Origin of the sequence: Thioalkalivibrio sp. ALE22 (assembly GCF_000381445.1) — a bacterium.
Lineage (GTDB): Bacteria > Pseudomonadota > Gammaproteobacteria > Ectothiorhodospirales > Ectothiorhodospiraceae > Thioalkalivibrio.
Genome location: NZ_KB906512.1, coordinates 26,277 through 49,784 on the forward strand (window position 1 = coordinate 26,277; position 23,508 = coordinate 49,784).

25 protein-coding genes are annotated in these 23,508 nt (G+C 68.9%); 9 read left to right on the forward strand and 16 right to left on the reverse strand.

Features of this window, described 5'->3' with window-relative positions; all coding sequences use genetic code 11:
- The first annotated feature begins 63 nt into the window (after positions 1–63).
- Entirely contained in the window at positions 64–939 is an 876-nt protein-coding gene (gene trxA / locus F793_RS0111960) for a thioredoxin (RefSeq protein ID WP_018865720.1), read from the forward strand.
- Positions 940–1,230: 291 nt separating this feature from the next.
- Here trxA and F793_RS0111965 read toward each other — a convergent pair whose 3' ends face one another.
- The 4 genes from F793_RS0111965 to F793_RS0111980 all read right to left on the reverse strand — a co-directional run bounded on the left by F793_RS0111965 (position 1,231) and on the right by F793_RS0111980 (position 5,360).
- Complete coding sequence (locus F793_RS0111965) at positions 1,231–1,944, reverse strand: DsbC family protein (RefSeq protein WP_018876447.1); 714 nt, start codon at positions 1,942–1,944, stop codon at positions 1,231–1,233.
- Between the two features lie 92 nt (positions 1,945–2,036).
- Positions 2,037–2,942: a site-specific tyrosine recombinase XerD gene (gene xerD / locus F793_RS0111970; RefSeq protein WP_018876448.1), complete on the reverse strand. Its 906-nt coding sequence runs from the start codon at positions 2,940–2,942 to the stop codon at positions 2,037–2,039.
- A gap of 3 nt (positions 2,943–2,945) precedes the next feature.
- Complete coding sequence (locus F793_RS0111975) at positions 2,946–3,758, reverse strand: slipin family protein (RefSeq protein ID WP_018878074.1); 813 nt, start codon at positions 3,756–3,758, stop codon at positions 2,946–2,948.
- A gap of 39 nt (positions 3,759–3,797) precedes the next feature.
- Positions 3,798–5,360 (reverse strand): nodulation protein NfeD, encoded by a 1,563-nt coding sequence (locus tag F793_RS0111980; RefSeq protein ID WP_018882766.1) that lies wholly within the window; start codon positions 5,358–5,360, stop codon positions 3,798–3,800.
- Positions 5,361–5,495: 135 nt separating this feature from the next.
- Here F793_RS0111980 and mobA point away from each other — a divergent pair, with 135 nt between their 5' ends.
- The 3 genes from mobA (at position 5,496) to glp (ending at position 7,959) form a co-directional block, all read left to right on the forward strand.
- Entirely contained in the window at positions 5,496–6,089 is a 594-nt protein-coding gene (gene mobA / locus F793_RS0111985) for a molybdenum cofactor guanylyltransferase MobA (protein ID WP_018882765.1), read from the forward strand.
- A 63-nt stretch (positions 6,090–6,152) separates the two neighbouring features.
- Complete coding sequence (gene mobB, locus F793_RS0111990; RefSeq protein ID WP_018876451.1) at positions 6,153–6,689, forward strand: molybdopterin-guanine dinucleotide biosynthesis protein B; 537 nt, start codon at positions 6,153–6,155, stop codon at positions 6,687–6,689.
- A 13-nt stretch (positions 6,690–6,702) separates the two neighbouring features.
- Positions 6,703–7,959, forward strand: a complete 1,257-nt coding sequence (gene glp, locus F793_RS0111995) for a gephyrin-like molybdotransferase Glp (protein WP_018882764.1) — start codon at positions 6,703–6,705, stop codon at positions 7,957–7,959.
- 7 nt (positions 7,960–7,966) lie between these two features.
- On the opposite strand, the gene F793_RS0112000 is transcribed toward glp, so the two are convergent.
- Entirely contained in the window at positions 7,967–8,320 is a 354-nt protein-coding gene (locus tag F793_RS0112000; protein WP_018865712.1) for a PilZ domain-containing protein, read from the reverse strand.
- Between the two features lie 59 nt (positions 8,321–8,379).
- Here F793_RS0112000 and F793_RS0112005 point away from each other — a divergent pair, with 59 nt between their 5' ends.
- A complete protein-coding gene (locus tag F793_RS0112005; RefSeq protein ID WP_018865711.1) occupies positions 8,380–8,919 on the forward strand; it encodes an RDD family protein in 540 nt (179 codons plus the stop codon).
- Between the two features lie 321 nt (positions 8,920–9,240).
- Here F793_RS0112005 and F793_RS0112010 read toward each other — a convergent pair whose 3' ends face one another.
- The 3 genes from F793_RS0112010 to lptF are packed head-to-tail and all read right to left on the reverse strand — an operon-like array spanning position 9,241 to position 12,058.
- Positions 9,241–9,885, reverse strand: coding sequence for a GDSL-type esterase/lipase family protein (locus F793_RS0112010; RefSeq protein WP_018882763.1), 645 nt, complete (start codon positions 9,883–9,885; stop codon positions 9,241–9,243).
- Complete coding sequence (gene lptG / locus F793_RS0112015) at positions 9,882–10,955, reverse strand: LPS export ABC transporter permease LptG (protein WP_018878080.1); 1,074 nt, start codon at positions 10,953–10,955, stop codon at positions 9,882–9,884. The genes F793_RS0112010 and lptG overlap by 4 nt, the downstream gene beginning before the upstream one ends.
- Positions 10,952–12,058, reverse strand: coding sequence for an LPS export ABC transporter permease LptF (lptF, locus tag F793_RS0112020; protein ID WP_018865708.1), 1,107 nt, complete (start codon positions 12,056–12,058; stop codon positions 10,952–10,954). Before lptF ends, lptG begins: the two co-directional genes overlap by 4 nt.
- Before the next feature lie 88 nt (positions 12,059–12,146).
- Here lptF and F793_RS0112025 point away from each other — a divergent pair, with 88 nt between their 5' ends.
- Together F793_RS0112025 and F793_RS0112030 are read left to right on the forward strand one after the other, a co-directional pair.
- Complete coding sequence (locus F793_RS0112025; RefSeq protein ID WP_018882762.1) at positions 12,147–13,640, forward strand: leucyl aminopeptidase; 1,494 nt, start codon at positions 12,147–12,149, stop codon at positions 13,638–13,640.
- A gap of 16 nt (positions 13,641–13,656) precedes the next feature.
- Positions 13,657–14,079, forward strand: a complete 423-nt coding sequence (locus F793_RS0112030; RefSeq protein ID WP_018879760.1) for a DNA polymerase III subunit chi — start codon at positions 13,657–13,659, stop codon at positions 14,077–14,079.
- 21 nt (positions 14,080–14,100) lie between these two features.
- Here F793_RS0112030 and F793_RS0112035 read toward each other — a convergent pair whose 3' ends face one another.
- Genes F793_RS0112035 through leuS form a run of 8 tightly spaced genes read right to left on the reverse strand, consistent with a single transcriptional unit; the run spans position 14,101 to position 21,747 of the window.
- Positions 14,101–14,694, reverse strand: a complete 594-nt coding sequence (locus F793_RS0112035) for a nucleoside triphosphate pyrophosphatase (RefSeq protein WP_196799896.1) — start codon at positions 14,692–14,694, stop codon at positions 14,101–14,103.
- The gene (gene rlmH, locus F793_RS0112040) at positions 14,691–15,161 is read right to left on the reverse strand and encodes a 23S rRNA (pseudouridine(1915)-N(3))-methyltransferase RlmH (RefSeq protein WP_018882761.1); all 471 of its coding nucleotides are present in this window, start codon (positions 15,159–15,161) and stop codon (positions 14,691–14,693) included. The genes F793_RS0112035 and rlmH overlap by 4 nt, the downstream gene beginning before the upstream one ends.
- A gap of 15 nt (positions 15,162–15,176) precedes the next feature.
- Positions 15,177–15,569: a ribosome silencing factor gene (gene rsfS / locus F793_RS0112045; protein ID WP_026279156.1), complete on the reverse strand. Its 393-nt coding sequence runs from the start codon at positions 15,567–15,569 to the stop codon at positions 15,177–15,179.
- An 8-nt stretch (positions 15,570–15,577) separates the two neighbouring features.
- Positions 15,578–16,228 carry a nicotinate-nucleotide adenylyltransferase gene (gene nadD, locus F793_RS0112050; protein ID WP_018865702.1) on the reverse strand — a complete coding sequence of 217 codons (651 nt, stop codon included), beginning with the start codon at positions 16,226–16,228 and terminating at the stop codon, positions 15,578–15,580.
- A 45-nt stretch (positions 16,229–16,273) separates the two neighbouring features.
- Entirely contained in the window at positions 16,274–17,578 is a 1,305-nt protein-coding gene (locus F793_RS0112055; RefSeq protein WP_018882760.1) for a glutamate-5-semialdehyde dehydrogenase, read from the reverse strand.
- A gap of 4 nt (positions 17,579–17,582) precedes the next feature.
- A complete protein-coding gene (holA, locus tag F793_RS0112060; protein WP_018879757.1) occupies positions 17,583–18,620 on the reverse strand; it encodes a DNA polymerase III subunit delta in 1,038 nt (345 codons plus the stop codon).
- Positions 18,620–19,159, reverse strand: coding sequence for an LPS assembly lipoprotein LptE (gene lptE / locus F793_RS0112065; RefSeq protein ID WP_018878086.1), 540 nt, complete (start codon positions 19,157–19,159; stop codon positions 18,620–18,622). Before lptE ends, holA begins: the two co-directional genes overlap by 1 nt.
- Positions 19,156–21,747, reverse strand: a complete 2,592-nt coding sequence (gene leuS, locus F793_RS0112070; protein WP_018882759.1) for a leucine--tRNA ligase — start codon at positions 21,745–21,747, stop codon at positions 19,156–19,158. Before leuS ends, lptE begins: the two co-directional genes overlap by 4 nt.
- Before the next feature lie 246 nt (positions 21,748–21,993).
- Between leuS and F793_RS0112075 the strand changes: the two genes are divergently transcribed.
- Positions 21,994–22,845 carry a DUF2189 domain-containing protein gene (locus F793_RS0112075; protein WP_018882758.1) on the forward strand — a complete coding sequence of 284 codons (852 nt, stop codon included), beginning with the start codon at positions 21,994–21,996 and terminating at the stop codon, positions 22,843–22,845.
- Positions 22,846–22,954: 109 nt separating this feature from the next.
- Positions 22,955–23,494, forward strand: coding sequence for a zinc ribbon-containing protein (locus tag F793_RS0112080; protein WP_018865696.1), 540 nt, complete (start codon positions 22,955–22,957; stop codon positions 23,492–23,494).
- Positions 23,495–23,508 lie beyond the last annotated feature (14 nt).

Here is a 23,508-nt window from a genome sequence, read left to right on the forward strand (position 1 = left end):
CCCGGGGCCGATCCCAACAATGCAGGACAGATTCCGTATCCCCGTCTTCACAGGAGGTTTCCGATGGAAGAAGCCGCGAGCATCACTGGCAACGACATCCTCGACGTGACCCAGGAGGATTTCCAGCAGGCCGTTCTGGACGAATCCCACAAGCGCCCGGTCGTGGTGGATTTCTGGGCCGCCTGGTGCGGGCCCTGCCAGCAGCTGATGCCGCTGCTGCAGCAACTGGCCGCGCAGTACGCCGGCAAGTTCCGCCTGGCCAAGGTCAACAGCGACGAGCAGCAGGCCCTGGCGCAGCAGTACGGTGTGCGCAGCCTGCCCACGGTGATGATCTTCCGTCACGGCAAGCCGGTGGACCAGTTCATGGGCGTGCAGCCGGAGCCGAACATCCGCGCGATGATCGACCAGTACCTGGAGAAGCCCTCCGACAAGCTGATCGAGAAGGCCCGCGAACAGGCCCAGGCCGGAGACACGGACGCGGCCCTCGCCACGCTGCGCGCGGCGCTGGAAGAGGACCCGGACAACGGCGACCTGCGCATCGAGCTGGCCCGCGCGCTCGCCCAAGCCGGCGACCCGGAAGCCGCCGAGGCCGAGCTCGGCAAGCTCCCGCTGGACCAGAGCGAAAAGGAAGAGGCGAAGGCCCTGCGTGCCCGCCTGGTATTCGCCAAGACGGCCGCCGGCATCGACCCGCAGGCGCTGGCACAGGAGCTGCAGGAAGGCGATCCGCGCCCCGAGGCACTGGAGCAGATGGCCGCCTACGCGATGCTGTCCGGCCGCGCCGAGGAGGCGCTGGGGCTGTACCTGCAACTGATGAAACAGCACCGCTCCTACAACGACGGGGCCGGCCAGAAGGGCCTGCTGGCCGCGTTCGAGGTCCTCGGCAACGATCACCCGCTGGTCGGTCAGTTCCGCCGGCAGATGGCCTCGCTGCTGTACTGACCGGGCTCCGATTGCCGTCACAGCATCCTTGCAGACGGCTAAGACTTCGACGTCGCCCCGTCGGCCAGAGGGCTGGCCTCCTGCAGCACGCGGCAAGCCCCCCGTAGGAGCCGAGCCCCCTCGGCGATTGGCGTTGATCAACCACCATCGATCCGAGCTGCACCTGCGACGGGAACCACGGTGTGCAGGGCAAGCGCGGGCGGGGATTCGCGAGCAGGCTCGCTCCCACAAAGGGGCCCTTCCCGGGTGGGTCGAGCCGGGCCGCTGGCTGCGGCCCGGTCGACGTCCGGATCAGTTGCTGCCGAGGATGCGCTCGATCACGGCCTGCGGTTCCTGGTAACCGGAGAGCTGCTGGCCACCCTCGGTGATCAGCGCCGGGGTGCCGCGCAGGCCCAGCTGCTGCCCCATGGCCATGTGCTGATCCTGCGGCGTGGCGCAGCTGCCGTCGATATCGTTCAGCTTGTCGCCTTCCTTGGCCCGGTCCATCGCCTCTTCGCGATCCTCCGCGCACCAGATACGGTCCATGATCTCCGGGGAATCACGTCCCAGCACCGGGAACATCAGGTAACGCACCTTGATCCCGGCCGACAGATACTCCGGCAGGTCCTGATGGATCTCGCGGCAGTAGGGGCAGTTCGGATCGGTGAAGATGTTCAGCACGCCCCGGGTCTCTCCGTTCGGCGAGTAGGTCACCAGCTCGCTGTCGTCGATGGCGGCGAACATGTCCGCGCGCACGCCGCTGAGCGCGGACTGGGTCAGGTTTTCGCGGGTCTCCAGGTCGACCATGTTGCCCTGGATCAGATAGCGCCCGTCCTCGGAGACATAGAGGATATCGGTGCCGTAACGGACCTCAAAGACACCTTCCATCGGCGTCTCGCGGATGCTGTCGATCTCGGTATCCGGGATGACCCGGGCCATGTATTCCTCGATGGCCTCGGTGGCCATGAGCGGGGTACTGATGACGGCCAGGGCCGCGGCAAGGGGAAGAGCGCGTTTCAGGGACATGGATTCTCTCGTGTCGGTACAAAAAAGCGGCGCCAGTTTACCAGCCTCGCGGGGGTATCCCCGGGCCATCTGGCGGAGTCCGGTAATAGACGTCAGCCGCGGGGATGATGTTCCGCATGCAGGCTCTGCAAGCGGGCGCGCGCGACGTGGGTATAGATTTGTGTGGTCGACAGACTGCTGTGGCCCAGCAGCATCTGCACCACGCGCAGGTCCGCCCCGTGGTCCAGCAGATGCGTGGCAAATGCATGGCGCAGGGTGTGCGGCGACAGCGGCGACTCGATGCCGGCACGGCGCGCGTGAGCCTTGATGCGGTACCAGAAGGCCTGACGCGTGAGCCCGCCGCCACGCCGGGTGACGAACACCGCCTCGCAGGGCGGGTGACCGTCCATCAGGTCCGGCCGTGCCTCGCGCTGATAGCGAGCCAGCCAGTGGGCCGCCTCCTCGCCCAGTGGGATCAGGCGTTCCTTGTCGCCCTTGCCGGTAATGCGCACCACGCCCTGCCGACTGTTCACCTCCGACTGCTCCAGCCCCACCAGTTCGGAGACCCGCAGTCCGGTGGCATACATCAGTTCCAGCATCGCGCGATCCCGCAACCCGACCGCATCGTCGATATCGGGGGCCCGCAGCAGGGCCTCCACCTGGGCCTCGGACAGGCTGTCCGGCAACGGGCGCCCGGCCCGGGGGGACTCGATCCCGGCGCTCGGATCATCCTCGCGCTCGCCCTGGTGGACCAGATAGCGATAAAAACGCCGGATGCTGGACAGTGCCCGGGTGATGGACTTCGGCCGTGCCCCGGCCTGCATGCGGGCGCTGACATAGCCCAGGAGATCGGCCGCACGGGCGGATTCCAGGCTTGCCCCCCTGGGTTCCAGCCAGTGCGCCAGACCCTCCAGATCGCGCCGGTAGGCCGACAGGGTGTGGTCGGACAGACCCTCGACCGCCCAGAGCTCGTCCAGGAAGCGGTCGAGGGCCGGAGATGCCGCCGTGGCGACGCTCACGCGTTACTGGCCACCAGGTTTCCCGACATTGCCCGGGGCGTCCGGGTTCTCCGCGCGGAACTTGCCGGCCAGGTTCTCGAAGACCTTGGTCAGTTCCAGCGGCAGCGGGAAGAAGATGGTGTTGGCGTTGCCGTTGGTCGACATGTCGGACATCGTCTGCATGTAGCGCAGTTGCAGCGAAGAGGGGCTGGCCTCCATCTGCTGCGCCGCCTGCACCAGCTTTTCGGCCGCCTGCAGTTCGCCCTCGGCGTGGATGACCTTGGCGCGGCGTTCGCGCTCGGCCTCGGCCTGGCGCGCGATCGCGCGGATCATGGAGTCGTCCAGGTCGACATGCTTGATCTCGACATTGGTGACCTTGATGCCCCAGGCGTCGGTCTGGGCATCGAGGATCTCCTGGATGTCGTTGTTCAGCTTGTCGCGCTCGGAGAGCATCTCGTCCAGATCATGCTTGCCGAGCACCGAGCGCAGCGTGGTCTGCGCGAGCTGGCTGGTGGCGGCGTAGTAGTCCTCCACCTGGATCACCGACTTGGCGGAATCCACCACGCGGAAGTACAGCACCGCGTTCACGCGTACCGTCACGTTGTCCTGCGAGATCACGTCCTGGCTGGGCACGTCGAGCGTGATGATGCGCAGGTCGATCCGCACCATCTGCTGGATGCCCGGGATCACGATGATCAGGCCCGGGCCCTTCACCGACTGAAAACGGCCGAGGAAGAAGATGACGCCGCGCTCGTACTCGCGCAGCACCTTGATCGACATCACGATGATGGCGACCAGGATGACTAGCGGGACGACAAAGAAACCGAGATCGTTCATGTCCTGCTCCTTCTGCGTTATGGGCTCGGCGGCGACCGGTCAGCCGGTCGTGGCAGTGCCCGGGGTGTCTTCTTCAGTCACGGGTTCGACCCGCAGCCTGAGTCCTTCGATGGCGGTCACGCGCACCTTCTGTCCCTCGCGGACCGGTGCCGAGGTCTCCGCGTTCCACTGTTCGCTGTGGACCCAGACCCGACCGCTGCGATCGAAGTCCTCGCGCGCCTCGCCGATCATCCCGATCATCTCTTCATAGCCGGTGGCGGGCTTCTTGCCGCGCAGGCTGAACAGCCGTCCCAGCACCCAGACGGACAGGATGGCGATGGCGATGGCCGTGCCGATCACCAGTGGCAGGGCCACGTTCAGGTTGGGGTCGTCCCACAGGATGATGGAACCGGTTGTGAATGCCACGATGCCTCCTATGCCCAGCGCCCCGAAACTGGGCACGAAGGCCTCTGCAATCATGAAGATCATGCCCAGCAGCATCAGCGCCAGGCCCGCATAGTTCACCGGCATCACCTGCAGCGCAAAGAACGCCAGGATCAGCGCGATCGAACCGATCACGCCGGGGTAGATCGCGCCCGGGTTGGCCAGTTCGAAGATAATGCCGTAGATCCCCAGCAGCATCAGGATATAGGCGATGTTTGGGTTGGTGATCACGGACAGCAACTGGGTACGCCAGTCCGGATCCATGCGCACGATCTCCAGCCCTTCGGTCGCCAGCGTGCGCTCGCCGTCGTGCATGCGCACGGTATGCCCGTCGATCTGGGCGAGCAGGTCGCTCAGGTTGTCCGCCACGAAGTCGATGACGTTCTGCTCCAGCGCGGCGGTCGCGGTCAGGTTAGAGCCCTCGCGTACGGTCTCCTCCGCCCAGTCGGCATTGCGTCCGTAGCGTTCCGCCAGGCCGCGGATATAGGACACCGCGTCCTCCAGCACCTTGCGCTCCATCGCGTCGCCGCCGCGGCGCGGGGCCGGGTCGTCCTCCAGCAGTTCCTCCTCGCTGGCGGGTTCGACCTCGCCGTTGGCGGCTCCATTCTCATCCGCAGGCTCATCCGCCGCGTCGGTTTCGTCGTCGCGCGCCTCGCCATTGGCCTCGTCGGTTTCCGTATCGTCGCGCGCGTCCTCGTCCGGCTCCGGCGGGTCCATGCCCGGGAGCCCGCCGCCGCCCATCTGCACCGGGGTGGCCGATCCCAGATTGGTGGCCGGGGTCATGGCCGAGACATGCGACCCGTAAAGCATGTAGGTGCCGGCGCTGGCCGCGCGGGAACCCGCCGGGTGGACATACGTGACCACCGGCACATCCGATTGCAGGATGTTCTTGATGATGCTGCGCATGCTGGAATCCAGACCGCCCGGGGTATCCAGCATCAGGACCAGGATCTCGGCGTCCTCGGCCTCGGCCCGCTCGATCCCCCGGCGGATGTAGTCGCCGGTGGCCGGGCCGATCGCGTCATTCACCGTCAGCAACAGGCCGTGGCGATCCGCGGTCTGGGCCAGGCTCGAGGCGGCCAGCCAGCCGGCCCCGAGCACCAGGAGGGTCAGCCACAGCAGGTGGCGCCAGCGGCGCCCTCCGCCCGCTCCTGCCTTGCGTCCAAATGAAACCCGCATGGGCTTCCTCTCCCGTCAGGGTGGATTCGTCGTACACTGCGTGCGCACACGCGACAGCCGACTCGCCCACCACGATAAACCAAAGGCCGGACCAGCGCCGAACCCTCAGACCCGCATGGACCCGCATGGACCCGCATGGACCCGCAGGCAAAGCAGACCCCGCCCGAGAATCTCGCCGCCGTGATCCTGGCCGGCGGTCAGGGCCGGCGCATGGGCGGGCGCAACAAGGGCTGGGTCGAGTATCGGGGCCGCCCCCTGATCGAACACGCCATCGCGCGCCTGCGCCCCCAGGCGCCGCGCCTGGCCATCAGCAGCAATACTGATATCGACCGTTATCAAGCGCTGGGGTTTCCCGTCCTGACCGATTCCCACGCCGATTATCGCGGCCCGCTGGCCGGGATCGCCGCGGCCTTCGCGGCCTTCCCCGACCACGCGATCCTGTGCGCGCCGGTGGACGCACCCGCGCTGCCCCTGGACCTGGAGTACCGCCTGCGCCAGGCCCTGGAGGCCCACCCGGCGCCGGCCGCCATTGCCCACGACGGCAACCGCCTGCAGCCGCTGTTTGCCCTCCTCGGGCCGACGGTGGCGCCGCGCCTGCAAGCGGATCTCGCGCATGGTTCGCTGGCGGTGGGACGCTGGTTTCACGAGATCGGCGCGATCACGGTGGACTTCTCCGATCAGCCGGAGGCATTCGCCAACATCAACACCCCCGGGGACCTGATGGGCTGAACGCCCCTCGCGCCCCGGCCGGATCTCGCTATACTCGGACGCGCTTAACGCAGGCAGGCCACCATGATCCAGTCCACCTCCAACCTCCCGCGCATCGGCTTCGCCGCCTGGAGCGGCAGCGGCAAGACCACTCTGCTGAAGGGCGTGATCCCGGCCCTGCGAGCCCGCGGCCTGCGTCCGGCGATGATCAAGCATGCCCACCACGAGTTCGACGTGGACAAGCCGGGCAAGGACAGCCATGAGCTGCGCCATGCCGGCGCCGACCAGATGCTGGTGGCCTCCGGTCGGCGCTACGCCCTGATGGTGGAGACCCCGGAGACCGACGATGGCCGCGTGCCGGACCTGGACATGCTCTGCGCGCGCCTGGACCCGCGCCGCTCCGACCTGATCCTGGTCGAGGGTTTCAAGCAATGGGACCTGCCCAAGATCGAGGTGCATCGACCGTCGGTGGGCAAGGCCCCGCTGTACCGCGAGATCCCCGGCGTGGTCGCGGTCGCCACCGATGCCGCCACACTGGACTTCGACGGCCCGCTGCTGCCGGTGAATGACCCCGACGCAGTGGCGGCCTTCGTCATCGACTACCTGGACATCCACCCCTGACCCGGAGACCCCCATGCCCGAGGCTGCCCCCGGCTGCGACGAGTTCGATCCCAACGCCAAGACCCTGGAACAGGCCCGTACCGCGATCCTGGAAGCCTGCCAGAGCCTCGAGGAACAGGAGACAGTGGCGCTGGAGCAGGCCCTCGGGCGGACCCTGGCGGAACCCCTGGCCGCGCGCATCGACGTGCCGCCGGCCGCGGTCTCCGCGATGGATGGCTACGCCCTGCGCGCGACGGACGCCGCCAAGGGTGCGCGCCTGGCGCTGATGGGCACCTCGGCGGCCGGGCACCCCTGGGATGGCGAACTGCAACCGGGCCAGTGCGTGCGCATCCTGACTGGCGCGGTGGTCCCGGACGGGGCCGAACTGGTCGTGATGCAGGAGCAGGTGGAACGGGACGACGCCACCATCCTTCTGCACAACGGCGACCTCGCCACGGGCCACAACATCCGCGGCCCGGGTGGCGACACCGCCGCCGGGACCCCGCTGTATGCCGCCGGGACAACCCTGGGCGCCGCCGAGATCGGGGTGCTGGCGAGCCAGGGCATTGCCCGGGTGAAGGTACTGCGCCGGCCGCGCGTGGCCTTCTTCTCGACCGGGGACGAACTGGTGCCCGTGGATCAGCCACTGGGCCCGGGGCAGATCCATGACAGCAACCGCCACACCCTGAGGGCGCTGCTCGCGGCCTACCCGGTCGAGGTGCAGGACTACGGCGTGATCCGCGACACCGAGGATGCGGTACGCGAGGCCCTGACGCGTGCCGGGGCAACGGCCGACGTGATCATCACCACCGGGGGGGTCTCGGTCGGCGATGCCGACCATGTGACCCGCGTGCTGCAGGCCTCCGGCCAGGTCGGCTTCTGGAAGCTGGCCATCAAGCCCGGGCGCCCCCTGGCCTTCGGGCATTTCGGCCAGGCCCACTTCTTCGGTCTGCCGGGCAATCCGGTGGCCGTAATGACCACCTTCGCCCTGCTGGTGCGCCCGGCCCTGCAGCAGCTGGCCGGGCGCGCAGCGACCGCACCGCAGACCCTGAACGCACGCCTGCTGGAAGACCTCCACAAGACCCCCGGGCGCAAGGATTTCCAGCGCGCGGTGCTGGAGACCGACGAACGCGGCTGGGTGGTGCGCGCCGCCGGCGGCCAGGGTTCACATCAGTTGCGCGCGATGAGCGAGGCCAACGCCTACGTCGTCCTGCCACGCGAATCCGCCGGGGCCCGTGCGGGTGACTGGGTGGAGGTCCTGCCGTTCCGAGAGATCTTTCCGACCCCCTGAGGCCGAGTCAGTCGGCCTGGATCAGCGCGGCGAATTCGCGCTCCAGCAGGGCCTCGTCACCGAGGTTGAGCTCGACCAGACGGCGCAGGTGGGAGGCGGATTCCAGCGGCATGGCCTCGATCTCCACGCCCAGCCACAGGCCCTCGTGCCAGCGCACCCGGCCCTCGAAGGTGATCCGCGCCTCCTCGCTGAGCGGGATGTCGACACTGACCTCGTCGCCATCGGCCATCGCGGGAAGATCCGCGCCCTCCAGCAGCACGCCCTTCAGGGAGATATCCTCCACCCGGACCGGGCCGCCCCCGCCATCGGTGAGCAGGGTAGCCGGAAATTCCAGGGGGATACGTTGAAAGCGTCGCTCCATGCGGCAAGACTACGCCCACTCCGCACCCGCGGCCAAATCCAGAACCACCCGGAACGCCCATGACCGAAACCGCCGCCTCGTCCATCGACGGCCAGCCCTCCAGCCTGCTGCGCCGCCTGGCCGCCATCGTCTACGACGCCCTGCTGCTGGTGGCGATCTGGATGGTCCTCGGCCTGCTGGTGGTCATCCTCGGCAACACCACCGGGCTGTACTCGCCCCGCGCCCATTTCGTGCTCAACCTGATCGTGGCCTGGGGGTTCTTCTACTGGTTCTGGACGCGCACCGGGCAGACGCTCGGCATGCAGGCCTGGAACATCCAGCTGCGCACCGAGGGCGGGCACGCCGTCAATGCCTGGCAGGCGACGCTGCGCTATCTGGTTGCGGTCGCCCAGTGGCTGGTGATCCTGATGGCCATCTGGGCGGTGCGCGAATACGGCGCGGTCGCCGTTACCGTGGTTACCGCGGCGGCGCTGTTCGCGATCGGCCTGTCGCAGTTCCACCCGCGGCGCTGGATGCTGCACGACTGGCTCACCGGCACCGAACTGGTGCGCATCCCCGGCCTCGCCAAACCCCGCTGGAAACAGAACCGCAAGACCTGACCTCGATCCGGTTGTTTGTTTCACCACGAAGCACACGAAGGCACGAAGAAGGGCAAAGGGCGGATTCACCACGGAGAACACAGAGGACACGGAGAAAACCGAAAGGCTTTCGGATCGAACCTCGCCGGGACGGGTCGAGCCACGCGAAATCTACCGGGGGTGGTCGGTCCGCAGGCTTGATGCGATCTGTTGCGCACGTCGGCACACTGCCCGCCGCCAAACAAACACCGATTTTCTCCGTGCCCTCCGTGCTCTCTGTGGTTCAATCGCTTTTGACCTGGCCCTTCTTCGTGCCTTCGTGCGCTTCGTGGTGCACAACCATCAGGGGGCGAGCCAGAGGCCGAGGTCGTCCAGGGCCTCGGCGATCTCGGTGGCGATGCGGCGGTAGCCGCGGGCATTGGGATGGACCGGGTCCGCGCGCAGATCGCTCTCGGACAGCACCCCGGAGAGCACGCCCTCGATCAGGGGCACCTGTTCCTCGTGCGCCAGCTCGCGGTAGATCGGGTCGTCCCGCAGGTGGCCCGTGGCCGCGCCCAGGGCGGAGGCCCGCGGCACCCCCAGCAGCAGGGGCTGGGCTCCATGGTCGCGAACGATCTCCACCAGTACACGCAGATCCTCGCGCACCGCGGCCGGGTCGCGCTGGCGCAGGAAATCGTTGCCACCCAGCCAGATCAGCACCAGATCGGGCTCGTGCGCGCGCAGGCTCGGGGCGAGACGCTCGCGGGCGCTGCTGGCGCGATCCCCGGGCACCCCGTCGTTGACGATCGTCCAGCCGGTGATCGCCGCCAGGCGCGCCGGGTAGTCCTCGCCCGCTCCGGCCCCGGTCCCGTGGGTCACACTGTCGCCGAAGGCCAGTACGGTCGCCTGGCGCGGGAGCGGATCGAAGTCGCCCGGGACGCCGCTCCCGCAGGCCACCAGCATGGCGACCAGCCCCAGCAGGAAGCCCGCGCGCAGCCAGGCCATCATGTCTGGCGCCCCATTCGATACAGCGCCACCAGTGCCAGGATCAGGAACAGCACGACCGGCAGGCTGGCGGCGACGAAGGGCGGCAGGTTGTAGACCAGCCCCAGGTGGGTCATCGCGCGCATCACGATTGCGAAGGACACGCCGATCGCGATGCCGATGAACAACCGCCGGCCGGCCCCGCCCTCGCGCTGGGAACCGAACAGGAACGGGATGGCCAGCAGCAGCATCACGAAGGTGCTGGCCGGCAGGGTCAGGCGTTGCCAGAACGCGACCTCATAGGGGGCCGAGTCCAGGCGATTCTCCTGCAGGTAGCCGATATAGCGCGCCAGGTTCTGCGCCGCCATCTGGCCCGGCTCGACCACCAGCACGTCGAAGTATTCCGGCGCGATCAGCCGCTCGATGGTTTCGGTCTCCAGACGCTCCGACTCGACACGTTCCAGCGACAGCCTTGAGCGTTTTACGTCCTGCAGCCGCCAGGCCCCGCCCTCGTACTGTGCGCTCTGGGCGCGCGTGATCTCGCGCGGCTCGCGATTCGCGTCCACCTCGATGATGCGCACCCCGATCAGCCGATTGCCCGGCAACACGGTATCCGCCTGCACCATGCGCCGGCCATCGCGTGCCCACAGCCCGATCGGGCTCACGCTCAGCTGTTCGTCGAAGGCCGTCGCCTTCAGGTTCTGCGCCCGGCTCTCGGCGGCCGGGGCGAAGAACTCGCCCACCACCACCATCGCCACCACGACGACCAGGCCGGCCTGCATCACCCAGCCGATAAAGCGGCCCAGTGTCATCCCGGCCGCGCGCATCGCGGTCAGCTCGCTGTTCGCGGCCAGATTGCCCAGCCACAACAGACCACCCAGCAACGCCGCCGACGGCAGCATGTCGTACATCCGCCGCGGCAGGGTCAGCGCCACGTACAAAAGCGCCTCGGTCAGCCCGTAGTTGCCTCGCCCGGTGTCGCGCAGCTCGTCGATCAGCGCGAACACCGCATCCAGCGCCACCAGCAGGACCACGGCCAGCGCGGTCCCGATCAGGACCTGGCGCATGATGTAGCGCCCCAGCACCGTCGTCATGGCGTCACCTCGTCACGCTCCATGGCCCGGCCGAGGCCCAGCATGCCCTTGCGCCAGGCGAGCACCAGCCAAAGCACCAGCATCGAGCCGTGCGTCCACCACAGGCCCAGGGCCAGCGGCGTGCGCCCGTCCGCCAGCTGGCCCTGCCCCAGGATCAACAGGTTGGCATACAGCACGTAGACGCCGATCGCCGCCGGGATACGCGCATAACGGCCGGTGCGCGGCGGCACCTGCGCCAGCGGCAGCGCGATCAGGCTCAGCACCAGGATCGACAGCGGCATGGCGAGGCGCCATTCCAGCTCCGCGCGGTGGTCGGGGCGATGCCGCTCCTCCCAGAGATCCAGCGTCGACATCGCGTTCAGCGAGCGGCGCCCCGCCCCGGCGTCCGGTTCGGTGATCTGGGTCCGCAGGCGCTCGAACTCGAGCATGCGGAAGCTGCTTTCGCCCGGCACACCGACGTGGCGGTAGCCGTTCTCGAGGATCAGGAAGCCGCTGCCCTCCGCCCCGGGATCGGGGATCGCGCGCTCGGCCACGGTCACCTGCGCCTCGCCCTCCACCTCCCGGTAGATGAACACCTCCAGCAGCGCCTCGCGGTCTTCGCTCAGGCGCTCGGCGAAGAAGACCTGCTCGCCCACCCGCGAGCGCAGGAAACGCCCGGGGGTAATCCCGACCAGGTCGGAGCGCTGCTCGGCCAGGTCGCGGAACTGATCGATCTGGGCCTCGGTACGCGGCACCACCAGCATCATCAGCACCAGCAGCAGCAGCGTCGCGGGCACGGCCACCCACAAAAGCGCGCGATAAAGCGCGGCGAAGGACATGCCGCTGGCCTGCAGCGCGACCAGTTCGCTGTCGCGCTGCAACCGGCCCAGCACCAGCATGAAGGCCAGAAACAGCGCCACCGGCCAGAGGAAGACAATGCCCTTGAAGGCACCGAAGGCCACCAGCGGCGGCAGAAAATCGACCGGGATCGTGCCCTCGGCGACGTCCCGCAGCACCCGCGCCAGCACGCCGCCGATGATGACCAGCAGCAGGACGATGGTGACCGCGGTCTGGGTGACCAGCAGCTCGCGGGCGATGAAGCGTTCGGCACGGCGCAGAATCATGCGCGCATTACCCCGCGGCCCGCGCGGCGCGTGGTCGGTCGCCGCGTGGCGCTGGTACCATGATGGAACTCATTTTCGGGAGGCATTCATGCAATTCTCCGTCACCACTTCGACCCTCGACAAACCCCGCGCCGGCATCCGCGCCGCCGGCATCAATCACAAGCGCAATCCGGCCGCGGGCGCCAGTGCCCTGGATGCCGCGCGCGACGGCGAGATCGCGGCACTGCTGAAGGCCGGCGAGATGGATGGCGAGGCCGGCAGCCGGCTGTTGCTGCCCGGCGGTGGCAGCCCAGGCAATCAGGGGAAGGGTAGCGCACTCCTGATCGGCCTGGGGGCGAAGAAGGACTTCGACGCCCGCGCCGCGCGCAAGGCGGCGCAGGCCCTGGCCGCCGCACTGGTCGAGCGCCCGGCCACCAGCGCCGCGATCGCGGTCGCGGACTTCCAGCCGCGCGGCAAGGACATCGCCTGGGTGGTGCACACCCTGGTCGCGGCGATCTCGGAGGCCGCCTACCGCTTCACCCCGTTCAAGGGCAAGGAGAAGACCACCCCGGTGAAGCTGGACAAGATCCAGCTGTGCGTGGAACGCAAGGACGCCGAGGCCGCGAAGCAGGCCTGCACCGAGGCCGCGGCGATCGCCACCGGCGTGAACCGCGCGAAGGACCTGGGCAACACCCCGCCGAATGTCTGCTACCCGGAGAGCCTGGCCGACACCGCGCGCGAGATGGCGAAACAGTACAAGTCGCTGAAGGCCACGGTGCTGGACGAGAAGGACCTGGAGAAGCTCGGCGCCGGTGCCATCCTGGCGGTAGGCAGGGGTTCCGAGCGCCCGCCGCGCCTGATCGCGATGGAGTACTCCGGGGGCAAGAAGGGCGCCGCCCCGGTGGTGCTGGTCGGCAAGGGCATCACCTTCGACACCGGCGGCATCTCGCTGAAGCCCGGCGCCGAGATGGACGAGATGAAGTACGACATGTGCGGCGCGGCCAGCGTGTTCGGGGTGATCGAGGCCTGCTGCGAGCTGGGGCTGCCGGTCAACGTGGTCGGCGTGGTCACCAGTGCCGAGAACATGCCCGACGGCCGCGCGACCCGCCCGGGCGACATCGTCACCACCCTGTCCGGACAGACCGTCGAGATCCTGAATACCGACGCCGAGGGCCGCCTGGTGCTGGCCGACGCCCTGACCTGGGTGGAGCGCTACAAGCCGAAGGTGGTGATCGACATCGCCACCCTGACCGGGGCCTGCATCATCGCCCTGGGTCACCAGGGTGCGGCGATCCTGGGCAACAAGGAACCCTTGATCAAACGCCTGCTGGCCGCCGGCGAGGAGACCGGCGATCGCGGCTGGCAGCTCCCCCTGTGGCCGGAGTACCAGGAACAGCTGAAGAGCAATTTCGCCGACATGGCCAACATCGGCGGGCGCCCGGCCGGCACCATCACCGCCGCCTGCTTCCTGTCGCGCTATACCGAGGACTACACCTGGGCGCATGTCGACATCGCCGGCGTGGCCTGGAAGAGCGGCAAGGAGAAGGGCGCGACCGGCCGCCCGGTACCGATGCTGATGCGCTACCTGCTCGACCAGGCCTGATCCGGGTCGGGCGCGGATGACCCACGTCAGCTTCTACCTGCTGCAGGACCCGGCCCCGGAGGCGCGCCTGCGCTTCACCTGCCGCTTGGCGAAAAAGGCCAGCGGCCAGGGCCATCGCGTGCACATCCACACCGGCTCGCCGGAGCTGACACGCACGCTGGACGAGTGGCTGTGGACCTTCGAGGACACCGCGTTCCTGCCGCACAGCACCGACGTGCGCGATGCGGACGTCCCGGTCTCCCTGCACGAAGCCCATGCCCCGTCGGATCGCTGCGACGTGCTGATCAACCTGGCGGCGGAGGTGCCGGAGTACTGCGGGCGCTTCGAGCGGGTCGCGGATATCGTCGGCGGCGAGGAATCGGAACGCGAGGCGGGCCGCGCCCGCTACCGCTACTTCAAGGAACGCGGCTACCCGCTGGAGCACCACAACATCCAGTAAAGGGGCGCTGACGGGGGCGGTTCAGACACGCGGCGGCGGGTCGGGGATCTCGCGCAGCCAGGCCTCCAGCTCGAACAGGGGCAGACCGACCACATTGGTGTAGGACCCCTCGATCCATTCGACAAAGGCGGCACCGCGCCCCTGGATGGCATAGGCGCCGGCCTTGCCACGCGGCTCGCCGGTCGCCCAGTAGGCCGCGATGTCGGATGACGTCAGCGGCCGCATGCGCACGCGGGTCGTCACGGTACGCGCCCGCATGGATGCAGCGGGCCGGCCCAGCGCCATGCCGGATACCACCCGGTGCTCCCCGCCGGAAAGGCGTTGCAGCATGGCATCGGCATCGGCGCAATCCGCGGGCTTTCCCAGGGCCTCGTCGCCCACCGCGACGACGGTATCCGCGGCCAGCACCCACTGCCCCGGGATGCCGCACGCGATGGCCGCCTTGGCCTTGGCGATGGCGAGGCGTTCGACCAGCGCCTCTGGGGACTCGCCCGGTAACGGGGTCTCGTCCACGTCCATCGGGGCCACCTCGTAGGCGAGCTGGATCTGCTCCAGCAGTTCGCGGCGGCGCGGGGATGCGGAGGCCAGCAGCAGCGGATGAGCCACGGGCGTCACGCGCGGTGGTAGGGGTGGTTGTTCAGCAGCGACCAGGCGCGGTAGAGCTGCTCGGCGACCAGCACCCGCACCAGCATGTGCGGGAAGGTCAGCGGCGACAGCGACCAGGCCCATTCTGCACGGGTGCGCACGGCCTCATCCAGCCCCGCGGCCCCGCCGATCACCAGCGCGACATCGCGCCCGTCCTGCTGCCAGTCCTCCAGGCGCCGCGCGACGCCCCTGGTGTCCACGCCCTTGCCGCGCTCGTCCAGCAGGATCACGCGGGCGCCCTCGGGGATGGCCTTCAGCAGGATCTCGCCCTCGCGCCGCAGCAGCGTGGCCGTATCCATGGACTTGGCCCCGGAGGGGCCGGCCAGGGCCTGCAGGTTCAGGTTCAGCTCGCGCGGCAGACGACCGGCGTACTCGTCGAACCCGGCCGCCACCCAGTCGGGCATGCGCTTGCCGATCGCAATCAGGTCCAGGCGCATGGCGGCGCGCCCCGGTCAGCCGCGCAGGCGGCGGACGCGCTCCAGGCTGGGGTCCTCGGGCGCGGCCTTTTCGGTATCCGCGGCCTCCTCGGCCAGCCAGAGCTTTTCCAGGTTGTAGAAGTCGCGGGTCTCCGGGAGCATCACGTGGACGATCACGTCGTTCAGGTCCACCAGCACCCACTCCTGGCTCTCCTGGCCCTCGACCCCCAGCGGCTGGATGCCGGCCTCCTTGGCCTTCATTGCCACCGACTCCGCGGTGGACTGCACGTGACGCCCGGAGGTCCCGGAGGCGATCACCATGTAGTCCGCCAGCGTGGTCTTGCCGCGCACGTCGATGCTGCGGATGTTCTGGGCCTTCATGTCGTCCAGAGCGGTGGTCACCAGCTCCAGGAGTTGTTCACTGTTCATGCTGTCGGTCATATCCCGTGATTGCGGTTCGACACGGCCCGGTACAGGCCGCGGTCGTGGATGTAGCGATTGACGGCGCCGGGGAGCAGGAAGCGCGGGCTGCGCCCGGCCTGCAGTTCATCCCGGATCGCGGTGGCGGAGATATCGAGCTGGGTCACCGGCTGGAAATAGACCCGCCCGCCCGGGGCATTGCGCAGCACCGCCGGGTCGCGGGTTGCGGCATTACCCAGCCAGCCCCCCAGATCCTGCGAGGCCGGGCTGCCGGGACGATGCGAGACCACGATATGCGCCAGATCGAAGATCTGCTTCCAGCGGTTCCACGACGGCAGGCCGGCGAAGGCGTCCATGCCCATGATCAGCACCAGCGGTGCCTCCGGCCCCAGCTCCTCGCGGAAGCTGAGCAGGGTGTCGACGGTGTAGGACGGCCCTTCGCGATCCAGTTCACGGCGATCGGCCACAAACCCCGGCACGTCCGCGATGGCACTCTCCACCATCGCCAGCCGGTCGTCGCTGCCGGTGCCCGGGCTCGCGCGATGCGGCGGCACGTGGCAGGGGATGAAGTGTACCCGTTCCAGGCCCAGATGCTGCTGGATCTCCAGCGCCGGACGCAGATGCCCGAAGTGGATCGGATCGAAGGTGCCGCCGAGGATCCCGATCACGCCGGGCGTGCCCCAGGGAGACGCTGATCCAATCGCGCGTCTTTCTTAGCTACGCACATGACCGTCGCCGAACACCACATACTTGAGGGTCGTCAGCCCATGCAGGCCCACCGGGCCGCGCGCGTGCAGCTTGTCGGTGGAGATGCCGATCTCCGCGCCCAGACCGTATTCGAAGCCATCGGCGAAACGGGTGGAGGCGTTCACCATCACCGAGCTGGAGTCCACCGCGCGCAGGAAGCGCCGGGCCCGGGTGTAGTCCTCGGTCACGATGCTGTCGGTATGGTGCGAACCATAAGTGTTGATGTGGTCGATCGCCGCGTCCAGGTCGTCAACCACGCGGATCGCGAGGATCGGTCCCAGGTACTCGGCCACCCAGTCGTCCTCGGTCGCCTCGGCGATATCCGTCCCGGCATTCGCGAGGATGGCCCGGGTACGCGCGCAGCCACGCAGGCTCACCTGATGTTCCGCCAGGGCCGTCGCCAGGCGCGGCAGGAAGGCCTCGGCCTGATCCGCGTGCACCAGCAGCGTCTCCATGGTGTTGCAGGTGCCATAGCGCTGGGTCTTGGCGTTCACCGCGACCGCCAGCGCCTTGTCGAGATCGGCCCCGCCGTCCACGTACACGTGGCAGACGCCGTCCAGGTGCTTGATCACCGGGATCTGCGACTCGTTGCTGACGCGTTCGATCAGGCCCTTGCCACCGCGCGGCACGATCACGTCCACGTACTGCGGCATGCGCAGCAGCGCGCCCACCGCCGCGCGGTCGGTGGTCGGCACCACCTGCACCGCCTCGCGCGGCAGCCCGGCCTGCTCCAGCCCGGCCTGGATGATCGCGGCCAGCGCCTGGTTGGAGTGCAGGGCCTCGGAGCCGCCGCGCAGGATCGCGGCGTTGCCGGACTTCAGGCACAGCGCGGCGGCGTCGATGGTCACGTTCGGGCGCGACTCGTAGATGATGCCGATCACGCCCAGCGGCACGCGCATCTGGCCGACCTGAATGCCGCTTGGCTGATAGGCCATGTCGGAGATGGTGCCCACCGGATCGGGCAGGCCCGCCACCTGGCGGCAGCCCTCGATCATGGTGTCGATGCGGGCATCGGTCAGCGCCAGGCGGTCCAGCATCGCGGCGTCCAGGCCGCGCTCGCGCCCGGCCTCCAGGTCGCGGCTGTTGGCCTCCGCCAGCTCGGCACGGCGCGCGGCGATGCCCTCGGCGATCGCGTGCAGGGCCGCGTTCTTCGCGCCCGGCTCGGCCTCGGCCATGCGCCGCGAGGCCACGCGCGCGGCACGGCCCAGCGCCTCGACCTGGGCGATCACATCGTCGGCTACGGATTCGGTGGGGTTCACGGCAGCGTTCATGCGGTCAGACTCGTTCCGGGTTCAGGGCGGGTTCGGCCACGGTCAGCGGGCGCCCCGCCATACGGGCCACCAAGTCTAGCAACCCCTGCCGGGCATTGCCGTTTTCCTGACCCTTGATCACGCGATCCACACGCGCGGCCTCGGCCAGCAGGCCCCGCGCCTGCGTCAGGCTCAACCGCGACATGGCCTGGCGCAGGGCCTTCTGGCCATCGCCGAAGCTGCCCTGGAAGGCCTCCTTGTCGGGCGCGCCGGCGGCCTTGCGCTCCATCGCCTGCACCAGCAGCCGGCATTCGCGCGCCAGCGCCCACAGGATCAGCGGCTCCGCCTGGCCCTCCTCCAGCAAGCCCTCCAGCATGCGCAGGGCATGGCGGACATCGCCGCGCAGCGCGGTCGGGGCCAGGGCGAACAGCTCGAAACGCGCGGCGTCGGTGGTGGCCTCCGCCAGCACCGCCTCGTCGATCTCGGTCACGCCGGCCAGCGCCAGCTTCTCGATCTCCTGGCGCGCGGCGAGCAGGTTGCCCTCCACCCGCGCGACCAGCAGCGCCAGCGCCGGGTCGGTGATGCGCAGCCCGTTCTTCTGCAGGCGCGCGCGGATCCAGCTCCCCAGCTGGGCCGGCGGCACCGGCCGCGCGTGGATCACCACCGCGCGGTTTTCCAGGGCCTTGAACCAGGCCGCCCGGCGCATATCGCGGTCCGGACGCGGCAACTGGAGCAACAGCACCAGATCGTCCTGCGGATCGCCGGCGTAGGCCTTCAGGTGGTCGCCACCGGTCTTGCCCGGCTTGCCGGTGGCCAGGCGCAGGTCCAGCACCGTGCGCTCGGCAAACAGCGAGCGGTCGCGGATCGCGGCCTCGAACGGCCCCCAGTCGGACTGTGCGGTCAGGTCCAGCACCGTGCGCTCGAGGAAGCCCTGCTCGCGGGCGGCCGCGCGGATCGCGTCGGCCGCCTCGATCGCCTGCAGCGGCTCCTCGGCCAGCAGCAGGTAGATCGGCGCCAGCCCGCGGGCGAGATCCTGCTCCAGGCGGGCGATATCCAGCGCCATTACGGGGCCGGCTCCTCCGCCGGTTCGCGCAGGCGGCCGTCCGGCTCGGTCAGTGCCGCGATCCGGCGCTGCAGCTGACCCACGATGTCGCGGTCCATCGCCTCGCGCAGCGTGGCCTCGCGCTCGCCACGGCTGAGCACGGCGGTCCCGTCGAACAGGTAGATGCGCGAGGCGCGCAGCGGCCCCAGGTCCACTGCTTCGCCGTCGACCGGGCGCAGGCGGACCTCGACCGTGCGGATCAACTCGTACTCGGACACCCGCGCCGCCTCGGTCACCGACAGGGTGCGACGCTGGTCGTTGACCGAGCGGATCTCGAGGATCGCGCCCTGCCCCTCGGGGCGCTGGTTGACGATCTCCACGCCGGCGGAGCCCAGGGTCACGGCCAGCTCGCGGTACAGCGAATCACGCGCATTGATCCCGGTGATCTGGACCGGCTGCAGCGCCTCCGGCCACTCGCCACTGCCGCGCAGCTGGAAACCGCAGGCGGCCAGTGCAGCCACCAGCACCAGGACCAGCGCGGCGCGCAGCAGGGCGGTCATTGCGGCTTCACCACGAAGTTGACCAGCCGGCCCGGGACCACGATCACCTTGACCACATGGTGGCCCTCGAGATGGCGCTGTACGTTCTCGTCGTTGCGGGCAACACTCTCGATGGCGTCCTTGTCAGCGCCGGCCGGGACCGCGATCTCGGCGCGGCGCTTGCCGTTCACCTGCACCGCCAGGGTCTCCTGTGCGGCCTGGCGCGCGGCCTCGTCGACCGTCGGCCAGGCGGTGGTCGCGACCAGCTCGTCATGGCCCAGCGCGCGCCACAGGGTCTCGGTCACGTGCGGGATGATCGGCGCCAGCATGCGCACGATGCCTTCCAGGGCCTCCTGGCGCACGGCCGCGGCCTGCGCACCATCCTTCGGGAATTTGCCGAGGTCGTTCAGCAGCTCCATGTTCGCGGCCACCGCCGTGTTGAAGGTCTGGCGCCGGCCGATGTCGTCGGTGACCTTGGCGATGGTGTCGTGCAGCTTGCGCCGCAGCTCGCGCCCAGCGTCGTCCAGCGCGTCCACATCCAGCGCACCCGGGGCATCACCATTCACGTGCTCGTGCACCGCCCGCCACAGGCGCTTGATGAAGCGCTGCGCGCCCTCGACGCCGGAGTCGGACCACTCCAGCGACAGGTCCGGCGGCGCGGCGAACATGGTGAACAGCCGCGCGGTGTCGGCGCCGAAGCGCTCGATCAGCGCCTGCGGGTCCACGCCGTTGTTCTTCGACTTGGACATCTTCTCCATGCCGCCCACGACCACCGGCTGGCCGTCCTCGCGGTGGCGTGCGGCCTTCACCGAGCCGTCCTCCGCGCGTTCCAGCTCGACATCGGCCGGGTTGATCCAGTCCTTCCCGCCGTCACCGCGCTCGCGGTAGAAGGTCGGCGCGATCACCATCCCCTGGGTCAGCAGCCGGGTGAACGGCTCGTCGGAGGCCACCAGGCCCTCGTCGCGCAGCAGCTTGTGGAAGAAGCGCGCATACAGCAGATGCAGCACCGCATGCTCGATGCCGCCCACGTACTGGTCCACCGGCAGCCAGTGGTCGGCGCGCGTGTCCAGCATCGCGGTGTCGTTGTCGGCGCAGGCGTAGCGGGCGAAGTACCAGCTGGATTCGAAGAAGGTGTCGAAGGTATCGGTCTCGCGCCGTGCCGGCTTGCCGCATTCCGGGCAGGTTGCCTCGAAGAACTCGGGCATGCGCGCCAGCGGCGAGCCGGCGCCGTCCGGGATCACGTCCTCCGGCAGGCGCACCGGCAGGTCCGCCTCCGGCACCGGCACCGCCCCGCAGTCGTCGCAGTGGATCACCGGGATCGGGCAGCCCCAGTAGCGCTGGCGCGAGATGCCCCAGTCGCGCAGGCGGTAGTTGCGCCGGCGCCGGCCCAGCCCGGCCTGCTCCAGGTGTTCGGCGATCGCGGCCTTGGCCGCCTCGGAGGCCTGCCCGTCGAAGTCGCCGGAGTTCACCAGCACACCGGGATCGGTGAAGGCCGCGGCCTGTACGTCGCACTCGGCACCGTCGGCCGGGGCGATCACCTGCCGGATCGGCAGGTCGTATTTCGTCGCGAACTCGTGGTCGCGTTCGTCGTGTGCCGGCACCGCCATCACCGCGCCGGTGCCGTATTCCATCAACACGAAGTTGGCGACCCAGACCGGGACCTCCGCACCAGTCAGCGGATGGCGGGCGGTAAAGCCCAGCGACCGACCCTTCTTCTCCATGGTCGCCAGATCGGCCTCGGCCACCCCGCCCTGCGCGCAGTCAGCGACGAACGCAGCCAGTTCGGCATCATGTTCCGCCAGCGCCTGCACCCGCGGGTGTTCCGGGGCCAGCGCCATGTAGGAGACGCCGAACAGGGTGTCCGGACGCGTGGTATAGACGGTCAGCGGTTCGCCGCCATCCACCGCGAACTCCAACTCCACGCCCTCGGAACGCCCGATCCAGTTGCGCTGCATGGTGCGCACCTGGTCCGGCCAGCCGTTGAGGTCGTCCAGGGCCTCCAGCAGCTCGTCGGCGTAGTCGGTGATGCGCAGGAACCACTGCGGCATCTCGCGGCGCTCGACCAGCGCGCCGGAGCGCCAGCCACGGCCTTCGATCACCTGCTCGTTGGCGAGTACGGTCTGGTCCACCGGGTCCCAGTTCACGGTCGCCTTCTTGCGATAGACCAGGCCCTTCTTCAGCAGGCGCACGAACAGCCACTGTTCCCAGCGGTAGTAGTCGGCATCGCAGGTCGCGAACTCGCGCGACCAGTCGTAGGCAAAGCCCAGGCGCTTGAGCTGGGTGCGCATCTGCTCGATGTTCTGGCGCGTCCAGGCGGCCGGCGGGACATGGTTCTGCATCGCCGCGTTTTCCGCCGGCAGGCCGAAGGCATCCCAGCCCATCGGCTGCAGCACGCTTTTGCCCTGCATGCGCTGGAAGCGCGCGATCACGTCACCGATGGTGTAGTTGCGCACATGCCCCATGTGCAGCTTGCCCGAGGGGTAGGGGAACATGGACAGGCAGTAGAACGGCTCGCCGGCGGCGTCCTCGCGCGCGCGGAAGCAGTCAGCCTCCTCCCACTGGCGCTGTGCCTGCGCCTCGACCGCCTCGGGGGAATAGTGCTCCTGCATGCGCCTCACCTGTCCTGATCGCCGAAAACAAAGAACTGCGCAGAATACCAGCGCCCCCCACCCCCTCCAAGGGAAACAGCGCCCCGCAGCCTCGCGCGGCGCAGGGCAGAGATCCGGAGGGACACCCGGATCACCGGCGGCCTGTGAACCGCGTCACGTCAATTCAGGAACATGCCCCCGGCCCGGACTGCCTCACTGGGTAAAGCAACCGGAAACGTTGAACCTGACGTTCCAAGGAGGAAGGACATGCACGAGAAGGACGAAATCCCCGTTGTGCAGCGGGCCTACCCCGAGGATCTGGGCGAGACCCACCCCGAACATACGCCCGAAACCGACTCGCCCGCGATCCGCGAAGTCGCGCCCGAGGACCTCGGCACCTGGCTCGGCAAGGGCTGGCGCGACCTCTGGAAGACGCCGGTGGCCCTCGTACACGGCCTGGTGATTGCGCTGGCCAGCCTGGTCCTGTTGGGCCTGTCGTGGAACCAGCCGTGGATGGCCTTTTCCTTCCTTGCCGGCATCCTGCTGCTGGGGCCTGTACTCGCGGTGGGCGTGAACTACCTGGCCCTGCAGAAGGAGCGCGGCCAGCCGGGCGGTGCCGGCCTCGGCTGGCTGGGCGCCCTGGGCGGATCGATCTGGGGCTTTGCCGCGCTCCTGGCCGTGCTGTTCGTGATCTGGGCCAGTTTCGTGTGGATGTGGATCGCGGTCCTCAACATCGGCGAACTCGACATGATGGGGCAGCTGCACCATCTGGTGGGCGCAATGCTCGGCAGTGGCGCCGGGATCATCTCGCTGGTAGGGGTCGTGCTGGCCGCCATCGTCTTCGGGCTGGTGGTCTTCGCCCTGAGCCTGGCGACCATCCCGGCCCTGCTGGATCACCGGGTGCGTGAAGAGGCCTCGCAAAAGAGCCTGATCGAGTCCATTGGTGTCAGCCTGAAGGCCTTCAACCACAACCCGGGCACCCTGATTCTGTGGGCCCTGATCATCACGGCCCTGTTCATGGTGTCGATCGCAACCGGCCTGCTGGCCCTGATCGTGATCTTCCCGTGGCTGGGTTTCGCCATGTGGCATGGCTACCGGGATATGGTCGAGGCAAGCTGAGCTCCGACAGGCCAAGCGCGGTCGTCCCCGGGGCGCGGGCTCCGGGGACCACCGCGCTCGTGCTAACGTTAGGGACACGCCACCATCTACGCTCGCAAAGGAGAGGCCGATGAGCGAAGAACAGAAGGATCAGGAGCGCGAATCGCGCCTGAGCGATGCCTATCACCGCATGCTGAACGAGGTCACCGAGGACCTCGAGAAACTGGAAGACAAGACCAGCAAGGCCATCACCGAGGCCCTGGAGAACGCCCGCGACCGTGTGCAGAAGGCCAGCGACCTGACCCGCGAAGAGGCCCACGAGGTGATGGACTACCTGCGCCGCGACCTGCAGGACCTCGGCGCCTACCTGGACAGTCGCAGCTCTGACTGGCGCGGCTGGCTGCAGATCGATCTGGGCCTGATCGAGGCCGGCATCAAGAACGCCCTGGAGCGGATCGCCGACCGCACCCGGATCGAGATCACCGAACTGACCGCGCGCGCCCAGGTGATGGGCGAGTGGCACACCGGCGAGATCACCGGCCCGGGCGAGCTGCTGTGCAAGAAGTGCGGCCATCCGCTGCACATGACCCGGGTCGGCCGCATCCCCCCGTGCTCCAACTGCCACAACACCACCTTCCGCCGCGGCCCCGGAGGCACCGAGGCGGAGTAACCCCTCCGGGGACA